Below are 10,313 nucleotides of genomic sequence, written 5' to 3' on the forward strand. Positions count from 1 at the left end.
TTGCGGGCGATGCGCGCCACGGGCCGGCCCGCGCCGGATTCAGGACGATACGGCCGCGCGGGCCGGCGGCCAACCAACGAATCCGCATATGCAAATCAGTGGCGGGCTCGGTGGTGTTGTTCGGGCCGGTGATCAGCGGAAGAATCCGCCGGAACCCGCCGGAACCCGCCGGAACCCGCCGGAACCCGCCAGAGCACGTCAGAGCACGTCAGAGCACGTCAGAGCACGTCAGAGCACGTCAGAGCACGTCAGAGCACGTCAGAGCACGTCAGAGCACGCCAGCACGCCAGCACGCCAGCACGCCAGCACGCCAGCACGCCAGCACGACAGCACGACAGCACGACAGCACGACAGCACGACAGCACGACTGGCCGCGTCGGCGAAATCGCGACTTGGCACGCGTGACTGCCCCGCATTCGACGAACGACTGCGGCGACTCTCAATCGGAGCCGGCGGGGCTTTCCTCGATCGAATCGACGCGATCCGGATAGAACGCGAGGTGCCCGCGGATCGCATCGACGGCCGGATAGGGGGCCTCGTAGGTCCAGACGGCATTGACCGCGCGTTCGCCGCCTACCGGAATCGAGTAGTAGGCGGCGTCGCCCTTGTACGGGCAGTACGTCGCGTGATTGGTACGCTACAGCAGCGTCAGGTCGGCGTCCTCGCGCGGGATGTAGAGCACGGCCGGGTAAGCGGCTTCGCGCAGCGCCAGCGCGCGGCGCGTATCCGCGACGACCCTGCCGGCCGCCTTGACCACGACGCGCCGCGGGTGCGGTTCGACCGTGATCGGGTGATCGGGGCCCGGCGTCTTCACGGGGCGAGCGGACGTATCGGAGCTGACAGGCATCGTGGGTCCTCCTGGAATCGGCGGCGCGGCGGCGCCGGGCGGATCCCGGTGCGTCCGTGCCGACGTTGGCCAGCCGATACGATGCGCCATTTCGGGCGAGTCTGCAGGGGGCCGGAAGACGGCGGTGCGAGACGGCCGCCCGGCGCTTGCGTGGACGTTTTCATGCACGGGCAGCGGGATGCATCCACGACGATAAGCAACGCGAAATTAATTGGTAAGCGATCGGCGGGCGGCGCGCGAAGATCGGCCGTCGTCATTTGCATGACAGCCCTCTGTCCTGTCTCCGCCACCATGAAGAACGCTTTCGTTTCGTCAGCTGCGCGTCGTGCGCGCGGCATACCCCATGCCGCCGCGGCCCTGCGCTGCATCGCGGCGTCGTTGCTGCTTGCCGGCGCGGCCACGCACGCGCTTGCCGCGCCGTCCGGCAAGACGCTCGTGTATTGCACCGAAGGCAGCCCGGCCGGCTTCGATCCGGGCCAGCACACCACGAGTACCGATTTCGACGCGAGCACGTACCCGATCTACAACGGGCTCGTGCAGTTCAAGCGCGGCACGCTCGATCTCGAGCCGGCGCTCGCGACGAGTTGGGACGTGTCACCCGACCAGCGCACGATCACGTTCCACTTGCGGCGCGACGTGAAATTCCAGACCACCGCGTGGTTCAAGCCGACGCGGCCGTTCCAGGCCGACGACGTCGTCTTCACGTTCCGCCGGATGCTCGATCCCGACGATCCGTTCCGCAAGGCCTATCCGGTCAGCTTCCCGTATTTCAGCGACCTCGGCTTCGACCGCAACGTCGCGCGCATCGACAAGGTCGACGACTACACGGTGCGCTTCGTGCTGAAGACGCCCGACGTCGTGTTCGTGCGCAATCTCGCGATGGCGTTCGCGTCGATCCTGTCGGCCGAGTACGCGTCGCAGCTCGCGGCGCGCCATCGCGAGGCCGACATCAACCAGTTCCCGGTCGGCACCGGGCCGTTCCTGCTGCGCACGTACCAGAAGGACGCGCTGATCCGCTACGACGCGAATCCCGACTACTGGAAGCCGGACGACGTGAAGCTGTCGCGTCTCGTGTTCGCGATCACGCCCGATCCGGCCGCGCGCCTGCAGAAGCTGGTGGCCGGCGAGTGCCAGGTATCGGTGTTTCCGCGGCCGGCCGATCTCGACACGGTGCGGCGTGACCCGAAGCTGACGTTGTTCTCGGGGATGGGCTTCAACGTCGGCTTCGTCGCGTACAACACGCAGCATGCGCCGCTCGATCGCGTCGACGTGCGGCGCGCGCTCGACATCGCGATCGACAAGTCGGCGATTGTGAAGACCGTGTTCAACGGCGACGCGAAGATCGCGACGAACCCGATGCCGCCCTCGCAATGGTCGTACAACCCGCGCCTGAAGGATGCGCCGTGCGATCCTGCGGCTGCGAAGGCGTTGCTCGCGCAGGCCGGGTTCCCGAACGGCTTCGACCTGACGCTGTGGGCAATGCCGGTGCAGCGTCCGTACAACCCGAATGCGCAGTTGATGGCGCAGCTGATCCAGCAGGACTGGGCGAAGATCGGCGTGCGCGCGAAGATCGTCAGCTACGAATGGGGCGAATACAACCGCCGCGCGAAGCACGACGGGCAGCACGACGCGATCCTGTACGGCTGGTCGGGCGACAACGGCGACCCCGACAACTGGCTCGGCACGCTGCTCGGTTGCGACGCCGTGCACGGCAGCAACCTCGCGAAGTGGTGCAACCAGGATTTCGAGAAGCTGGTGGACGCGGCGCGCTCCAATGGGGACGTCGCGAAGCGCACGGCGCTGTACGAACAGGCGCAGGTCGTATTCAAGGACCAGGTGCCGTTCACGCCGATCGCGACGTCGATCGTGTCGCTGCCCGTGTCCAAGCGCGTGCACGGGCTGACGTTCTCGCCGCTGGGCGGGCACCGCTTCGATGGGGTGTGGCTGGATTGAGGGGAGCGCCGCGTGGACGTTGCTTTGGTCCGCGTGGCGTGAAGCGGAAAAGGCCGGCGCGATGCAGTACGCGCCGGCTGCCGTCAGGTCAGGTCGGTTTAGCTCAGTTGAGTGCGACCGCCGCCGCCGCTTCGACCGGCGAGCCTTCGAGCGCGACCGAAGGCCGGCCGTCGGGGCCGACCGGCACATCGCCGATGAGCGTCGTGCGATAGAGCTGGCGATCGAAGTCGAGATCGAAGATGTCGACGGGCGCGAGGTGGGCGGTCGCGCGGTTGTCCCAGAACGCGATGCTGCGCGGTTCCCACTTGAAGCGGATCGTGAATTCCGGCCGCGTCACGTGTTCCCACAGTAGTTCGAGCAGTGCCTGGCTCTCGCGCGGCGTCAGCCCGACGATCGATTTCAGGAAGCTCGGGCTCACATACAGCGCGCGTTCGCCGGTTTCCGGATGCACACGTACGAGCGGATGCTCGGTGACGAGCGGGCGGCGTTCGACCGCGTCGTCGAATGCGCCGGTGGCGCGCGCACCGGCCGGGGGCGTGAAGCGATGAATGCCGCGCAGCCCGTCGACGAAGCCGCGCAGCGGCGCGGACAGCGTCTCGTATGCCCGCACGAGGTTGGTCCAGTGCGTGTCGCCGCCGTACGGCGGGATCGTCACGCCGCGCAGGATCGACGCCCACGGCGGGTTCACGGCGGCCGTCACGTCGGTGTGCCAGCCGGTCCACGGGCGTCGCACCGGTTCGCCTTCGAAGCGCGTCGCCTTGCGATGCTTCGCGATCGAGTAGACGGCCGGATGCCCGTCGACGTGCCCGAACACCGGGTGGCCGACCGTCGGCTCGCCGAACTGCGCGGAGAACGCGACATGCTGCTCGTGCGTGAGGAATTGTTCGCGGAAGAAGATCACGCGCCACTTCAGCAGCGCGGCGCGGATCGCCGAGATCTGCGCTGTGGTCAACGGTTGCGTGAGGTCGACGCCGCGAATTTCCGCGCCGATGTGGCCGGACAGCGGGATCACGTCGACCGGCTGGGCGGCGGGTTCGAGTAGGGCGCTCATGCGACGCTCCTGGCGGAAGTGGATGGGGCGGAGGACCGACATCGTGGCGCGTGTGCGCGTCGGTCCGGGGGCGGGAAGTGCATGCTCGGTGTCCGGTAACGGAAAGCGGGGCAGGCGCGACGGCGCGCACGGAGCGCCGCCGCCGCGTGACGCGGGCGTTATTGCAGCGTCGCGCCCGGCCCCTTCAGCACGACGCTCTGGCGGCCGTCGATGCCGACCGGCACGTCGCCGTGCACGGTCGCGCGGCGCACGACGCGGCGCGCATCGCCGTAGTCGTTGATCGCGTAGTGCTGCGTCGCACGGTTGTCCCAGATCGCGACGTCGCCTTCCTGCCAGTTCCAGCGCACGGTGTTCTCGAGGCGCGTCACGTGCTCATGGAACACCTGCAGCAGGTGCGCGGAATCCTGCGCCGACAGCCCCTTGAGCCGCTGCACGAAATGCCCGAGCACGAGCGTGCGTTCGCCGGTTTCCGGATGGACGCGCACGACCGGATGCTCGGTTTCGTAGACGGTCGACGTGAACACTTCGCGGTAGCGCTTCAGTTGCGTATCGTCGGCATGCACGTGCGTCGATGCGTAGTCGTACGCGTTGGTATGCAGCGCCCACAGCGTGTCGGCGAGCGCGCGCAGCGGGTCGGGCAGGTGCGTGTACGCGGCGGCCGTGTTGGCCCACACGGTGTCGCCGCCGAACGGCGGAATCACGACCGCGCGCAGGATCGAGATCTTCGGGTACGCATCGACGAAGGTCACGTCGGTGTGCCACGAATTGGCGCGCGCGCCGTGCGCGGAATCGAGTTCGAGCAGGTGCGCGCTGCCGTCGACGGGCGGCACGGTCGGGTGCGCAACGATATCGCCGAAGCGGCGTGCGAATGCTTCCTGCGCGGTGTCGTCGAGATGGTGCTGGCCACGGAAGAACAGCACCTTGTGGCGCAGCAGCGCTGCCTGGATCGCGTCGAACGTCGCGTCGTCGAGCGTGCCCGACAGCCGCACGCCGGCGATCTCGGCGCCGATGCGGCCGGCGACCTGGCGAAGCTGGAGCGGGGCGGCGGCCGTGCGCGGCGCGGCGTGCGAAGCATGCGAAGACGGGTGAGCGGCGTGCTGGACTTCGGACATCGGGAGTCTCCTGGAGTCGGGTCGGTCGAGTCTCCATTCAAGCAGGGACCGTGCGCAATCGGAACCGATGAATCGTCACAACCTTAGCGTGTGCGCAGCGCTGATCGATATGCGTCGTCGTGCTGAGCAATTCGGCGCGTCGTGCGGGCTACCACGCCAGCCGCCAGTCGCCGATCCGGTGCGGGCGCGGCGTGTCGATGCGCTTGCCGCCCGGGCGATCGTCGCCCGGCGGGTCGCGGTCGTCGAAATCGGCGAGCACGGTGTCGCGCAACCGCGCGAATTCCGGCGAATCGCGCCGGCGCGGGCGCGGCAGCGCGACATCGACGATGCGCTCGATGCGGCCCGGGCGCGGCGCCATCGTCACGACACGGTCGCCGAGATACACGGCTTCGTCGACATCGTGCGTGACGAGGATCATCGTGATGCGCTCCTGTTCCCAGATGCGCAGCAGCTCGTTCTGCATTCGTGCCCGCGTCTGCGCGTCGAGCGCGCCGAACGGCTCGTCGAGCAGCAGCACGCGCGGGCGGTTCACGAGGCCGCGCGCGATCGCGACGCGCTGCGCCATCCCGCCCGACAGCTGGTTCGGATACGCGTGCTCGAAGCCGTTCAGCCCGACGAGCGCGATGTGATCGGCGACCGCGCGCCGCTTGGCTGCCGCGTCGAGCGGGGCGTTGCGCAGCGCGGCCTCGATGTTCTGCGCGACGGTCAGCCACGGGAACAGCCGGTGATCCTGGAACACGATCCCGCGCTGCAGCGACGTGTCGCGTACGCGCTCGGCACCGGCCCGGATCTCGCCCGCGTAGTCGGCGTCGAGCCCGGCGATCAGCCGCAGCAGCGTCGACTTGCCGCAACCGCTTGCACCGACGATCGTGACGAATTCGCCGGCGCGCACGTGCAGCGACACGTCGTCGAGTACGGCGAGCGTGGCGCCGCGTTGCGCGTAGTGCTTGCTCACGTGGAGGATGTCGAGCGAATCGGAGGCGAGGGTCGTCATGGCGGGGCGAGGAAGCGTGTAGGGAGGAAGGAAAAGTCGATCAGCGCGTCAGGTCGCCGCGCCGGGCCAGCACCTTGCGCTCGATCGCACGCGCGATCGCGTTCAGCGCCCAGCCGGTCACGCCGACGACGATGATCCCGAACAGCACGAGATCCATCCGGAACTGTTCGCTGCCGTCGATCAGCGTATTGCCGATCCCGCTGCCGGCAACCAGCAGGTATTCGGCGCCGAGCGTCGCGAGCCACGAATAGATCAGGCCGAGATACAGCCCGGTGAAGATCGACGGCAGCGCGGCCGGCAGGATCACGTAGCGCACGAGCTGGAGCCGCGAGTAGCGCAGCGCGCGGGCGACGTCGACATACGCGCGCGGCACCGCGTGAATGCCGTCGCAGGTGTGCGCGGCGACGGGCAGCAGCGCGGCGAGCGACAGGAACACGACCTTGGCGACGTCGCCGAGGCCGAACCACACGGAAATCAGCGGAATCCATGCGAACAGCGAGATCTGCTTGAACGTGTCGAAGCTCGGGCCGACGATCCGTGCGGCGACGCGCGACAGCCCGAGCGCAGCGCCGAGCAGCAGCCCGCTCGTCGCGCCGATCGCGAACCCGCACGCTTCACGCGCGAGCGACGCGGACAGCGCGCGGCCGAGTGCGCCGCTCGTGGCCTGCGCCCATGCGGTGTGCAGCACGTCGACCGGCCCGACGAGCAGTCCGCTGCTCACGAGGTGCGCGGAAGCGATTGCCCACCACAGCGCGAACGCGACGAGCGGCAGCACGAAGCCGCGCCAGTCGGGTGCGTGCAGGCGGCGGGCGGCGGTGGTGGCAGGCGGGGTGGCGTCAGTCGCGGCAGCAGAATGCGTCAAGGGTGGGACTCCTTCGGGTACGCGGGCAGGGCGGGGGCTCAGCCGCGGAACGCGGACGGCACGCCGCGGCGCAGACGCGCTTCGAGCGCATCGAGCAGCCGGTTGATCAGCAGGCCGACCGCGCCGACGACGATCACGGCCGCCATCACGAGATCGAGCTGGAACAGTTGCCGCCCGTACACGATCAGGTAGCCGAGCCCTTCGGACGATGCGACGAGCTCGACGACGACGAGCGCGAGCCACGACTTCGTGAACGCGAGCCGCACGCCGGTCGCGAGCGTCGGGATCGCGGCGGGCAGCACGACGTGCACGATGCGTTGCCGGCGCGTGTAGCCGAATACGCGCGCGACTTCGTCGAGCGCGGGCGGTGTCTGGCGAAACCCTTGCAACGTGCTCAGCGTGACGGGGACGAGCGCCGCATGCGCGATCAGCAGGTACTTGAGCGGTTCGCCGACGCCGACGAGCAGCAGCAGGAACGGCAGCCAGCCGAGCACCGGAATCTGCACGAGCGCGTTGAAGCTCGGCAGCACGTACGCTTCCAGCGTGCGCGACAGGCCCAGCGCGACGCCGGTCGCGAAGCCGAGCAACGTACCGGCGGCGAACCCGACCAGCACGCGCTGCAGGCTGATCAGCGTGTGGCGCACGAGGTCGCCGCTCGTCGCGAGATCCTCGAGTGCGTCGAACACGCGTTCGGGCGGCGGCAGGATTTGCGGCGCGATCCAGCCGCGTGCGCTGCCGACGCTCCACAGCGCGAACAGCAGCGCAGGCAGCAGCCACGGCGCGAGCCGCCACGACCACCGCTTCACGGCCGCCGCACGGTGCGGCGGCGCGGCCGGTACGTGGCGCCCGGATGACGGGATGGAAAACGCGGTGTCGCTCATCGGGGCGGGTCCGGTCAGGAAAGGGGCTTGCCGGCCGCGTCGTAGCGTTGCCAGTAGCTTTCGAGCTTCAGCGTGCGCAGCGCATTGTCGAGATACTTCGGCTCGAACCAGCCATCGACGTCGACCGGCTGGCGGATCAGCTTCAGCGCCAGCGCATCCTGTGCGACGGACTTGTAGCGCGCGATGACGAACGGATCGATCAGCGGCGACAAACGGTCCTTCAGCCGCTGGTTCGCATAGTCGGCCTGCCACGACGAAACCGGCACGCCGCTCTTTGCCCACAGCTTGAACAGCGCATCGCGGTTCGCTTCATCGGACGACCATTGCGCGCCCTTCACGAGTGCGTTGACGACGCGCTGCACGATGTCCGGATGCGCGCGCTCGAAGTCGTCGAGCACGAGCAGGTGGGTCTGGCGCGTGAGCTGCGGGCCGTCGTTCTGCGATTCGTAGATGATCTTCGCGAGCCCCGCGTCGCGCAGCTTGTACAGCTGGTAGTCGCCCACCGACGCATCGATGCCCTTCGACGCGAGCGCGGCAAGCGAGCTCGCGGAGTCGAGATTGATTACGCGCAGGTCGCGTTCGTTGAGACCGTTTTTCGCGAGCGCATTGTCGGCGACGAGCTGCAGGTTCGTGCCGCGGAAGATCGACACGCGACGGTCCTTCAGGTCCTTGATCGAGCGAATGGTGGAATCGGGCGGCACCGCGATCTTGACGCCCGAGCGTACGCTCGCGGCGAGCAGCAGGCGCGTCTTGATCCCGTTCGCCCGTGCGAGCACGGCGGGCAGGTCGCCCTGGTACGCGAAGTCGAGCGCCTTGTTGGCGATCGCCTCGTTGACGGCCGGCCCCGCGCCCTTGAAGAACAGCCACTGCACCTTGATGCCGTCGGCCGCGAACTCCTTTTCGACCAGTTGCTGCAGCTGCGCGGTGGCGGCACTCGATCCGCCGAATGTCGGCGGATCGCCGGCGCCTTGCTGGGCGACGCCGATGCGGATCGTGGCGGGTTTGTCGGCGTGCGCGGCGGCGGCCGGCAACGCAATGAGGGAGGCGATCAGCAGCGATCGAAGCAGGCGCAATGGAAGCATGAATCGACGAATCCGGAACGTTGGGGAGCGTGGCCGGGCCTCAGCCCGTCGGCGCATTCTCGATGACGTGCCGGGGCCGGACAAGAAACGAATTGAACTATGCTTATCGCCGTTTTCCGGGTTGCTGCGCCGCGCGTTTCGTTCTATTCGGATGAGAGCGGCATTCACATGCATCTGACATTCAATCAGGATTCCAATCAAGTCGATTGAAACCGGATACAGAATCAGGCAATGGCAGATTAGAAAGTCGCGACGAAGACGCGGGTCGATTCTCGCTGGAATCACGCAGAGAATCAGCGTGAAAAAACGGGGCGGGTAGTCGGGGAAATGTGCTGCGAGCCCGTCGTGTTCGCCGGGGCGGTAGGCCGGGCGCGGCGAGGCGCGCGCATGCGGATCGGCCGGGAATACCGATAAATCGAATGGAAACAGGGTCGTTAAATCACGCGCTGCAACAGTCGGTATGCCTGTTCCGATTTGCGAACCATTCGACATGTTGTGAGAAAAAATGACCGTAAATGAGCGGTATGGATTTCATCGTTGCAGGGTGAAATCCATAAATGCATTCCGACGCCAAATAATTTGAATTCGCCTGAAAAATTGTCTATACCCTAGACGAATCAGCGCGGTTGCATCGTGCGCGAAATACCGCACCACGAATGCCGGCACGCAACGATCGAAGATGTCGTTGCACACCGCGTGTTGCAGTGATCGAGAGGATTCCGGGGGATGCGAACGACCTCGTGCCAGGGTCGCGCGCATGCGTCGCAACGGGCGAATGTCCTGCGCAACCGCCGGAGCAACGGAGCGTTTTTGCGTTCAATGGTCGGTCATCGACCCCGTTACACGGAGGTTGCCATGCTGCAATACGTCAAGTCCCTGCTGCGTGACGAACGTGGCGTCAGCTCGCTCGAATACGCCGTGCTGGCCGGTATCGTCGTGGTCGCGCTGGCGGCGGTCGGCGTGATCCTCAGCAGCACCAGCGGCGGCTTGCCGAGCGTGTTCACGACGCTGATCAACAAGGTGACCAGCCTGATCTGATCCCCTGAACCCGCGCGCCACCGACGAACACCGGGATCCGCAGCGGTAGAACGTATCCGGCCGGGGCGTGTCGACGGACGGCTCTCCCATGCTCACGCTCGTGCAGTCGGTGGCCACGGTCTTGCTGGCCTCGCTCGCCGCGCAGGATCTGCGCGACCGGCGCTTGTCCAACCGCGGGGTGCTCGCGTTCGCGGCGCTGTATTTCGTCGCGGCGGCGCTCGCCCGCGACGGGTTCGCGCCGCTGGCCGGCCATGTCGCGACCGGTGCGGCGATGTTGCTGCTGTTCGGCGGCATGCGCCACGCGGGCTGGATCGGCGGAGGCGACGTCAAGCTGGCGGCGGCGGTATTCCTGTGGGCCGGCCCGACACTGGCGTTTCCGGTGCTGACGGGCGTCGGCGCGGGCGGTGTGTTGTGCGGCCTTGCGTTGCTGGCGTCGAGGCCGCGGCGCGCCGCCCCGGTTCGCGCGGTCGCCGCGCGCGGCGTGCCGTACGGC

Annotated in this window: 10 protein-coding genes and 1 pseudogene; 3 read left to right on the top strand and 8 right to left on the bottom strand. The window is 67.7% G+C overall.

From position 1 onward, the window contains the following. Positions 1-258 precede the first annotated feature (258 nt). Together G3O00_RS34815 and G3O00_RS34820 are read right to left on the bottom strand one after the other, a co-directional pair. Positions 259-399 carry a hypothetical protein gene (locus G3O00_RS34815; protein WP_206145694.1) on the bottom strand — a complete coding sequence of 47 codons (141 nt, stop codon included), beginning with the start codon at positions 397-399 and terminating at the stop codon, positions 259-261. Between the two features lie 40 nt (positions 400-439). Beyond that, positions 440-847 (bottom strand): annotated as a pseudogene (locus tag G3O00_RS34820) (DUF427 domain-containing protein). Positions 848-1,138: 291 nt separating this feature from the next. Between G3O00_RS34820 and G3O00_RS34825 the strand changes: the two are divergent. Continuing rightward, positions 1,139-2,800 (top strand): ABC transporter substrate-binding protein, encoded by a 1,662-nt coding sequence (locus G3O00_RS34825; protein ID WP_206145695.1) that lies wholly within the window; start codon positions 1,139-1,141, stop codon positions 2,798-2,800. A gap of 103 nt (positions 2,801-2,903) precedes the next feature. Here the strand turns inward: G3O00_RS34825 and G3O00_RS34830 are convergent, their stop codons facing one another. The 6 genes from G3O00_RS34830 to G3O00_RS34855 all read right to left on the bottom strand — a co-directional run bounded on the left by G3O00_RS34830 (position 2,904) and on the right by G3O00_RS34855 (position 8,782). After that, positions 2,904-3,851, bottom strand: coding sequence for a TauD/TfdA family dioxygenase (locus G3O00_RS34830; RefSeq protein ID WP_174930498.1), 948 nt, complete (start codon positions 3,849-3,851; stop codon positions 2,904-2,906). Positions 3,852-4,009: 158 nt separating this feature from the next. Next, a complete protein-coding gene (locus G3O00_RS34835; RefSeq protein ID WP_206145696.1) occupies positions 4,010-4,963 on the bottom strand; it encodes a TauD/TfdA family dioxygenase in 954 nt (317 codons plus the stop codon). 148 nt (positions 4,964-5,111) lie between these two features. Further along, on the bottom strand, positions 5,112-5,957 hold the full coding sequence (locus tag G3O00_RS34840; RefSeq protein ID WP_206145697.1) for an ABC transporter ATP-binding protein: 846 nt from the start codon (positions 5,955-5,957) through the stop codon (positions 5,112-5,114). 40 nt (positions 5,958-5,997) lie between these two features. After that, positions 5,998-6,819, bottom strand: coding sequence for an ABC transporter permease (locus tag G3O00_RS34845; protein WP_206145698.1), 822 nt, complete (start codon positions 6,817-6,819; stop codon positions 5,998-6,000). A gap of 38 nt (positions 6,820-6,857) precedes the next feature. After that, positions 6,858-7,700 (bottom strand): ABC transporter permease, encoded by an 843-nt coding sequence (locus G3O00_RS34850; RefSeq protein ID WP_206145699.1) that lies wholly within the window; start codon positions 7,698-7,700, stop codon positions 6,858-6,860. A gap of 14 nt (positions 7,701-7,714) precedes the next feature. Further along, positions 7,715-8,782, bottom strand: coding sequence for an ABC transporter substrate-binding protein (locus G3O00_RS34855; RefSeq protein WP_174930493.1), 1,068 nt, complete (start codon positions 8,780-8,782; stop codon positions 7,715-7,717). 855 nt (positions 8,783-9,637) lie between these two features. Here G3O00_RS34855 and G3O00_RS34860 point away from each other — a divergent pair. Together G3O00_RS34860 and G3O00_RS34865 are read left to right on the top strand one after the other, a co-directional pair. Then, complete coding sequence (locus G3O00_RS34860; RefSeq protein ID WP_041493341.1) at positions 9,638-9,820, top strand: Flp family type IVb pilin; 183 nt, start codon at positions 9,638-9,640, stop codon at positions 9,818-9,820. Between the two features lie 88 nt (positions 9,821-9,908). Further along, the coding region (locus tag G3O00_RS34865; RefSeq protein ID WP_206145700.1) for a prepilin peptidase at positions 9,909-10,313 on the top strand (405 nt) is incomplete at its 3' end.

The sequence above is a fragment of the Burkholderia sp. Ac-20384 genome (genome assembly GCF_017104605.1).
Lineage (GTDB): Bacteria > Pseudomonadota > Gammaproteobacteria > Burkholderiales > Burkholderiaceae > Burkholderia > Burkholderia lata.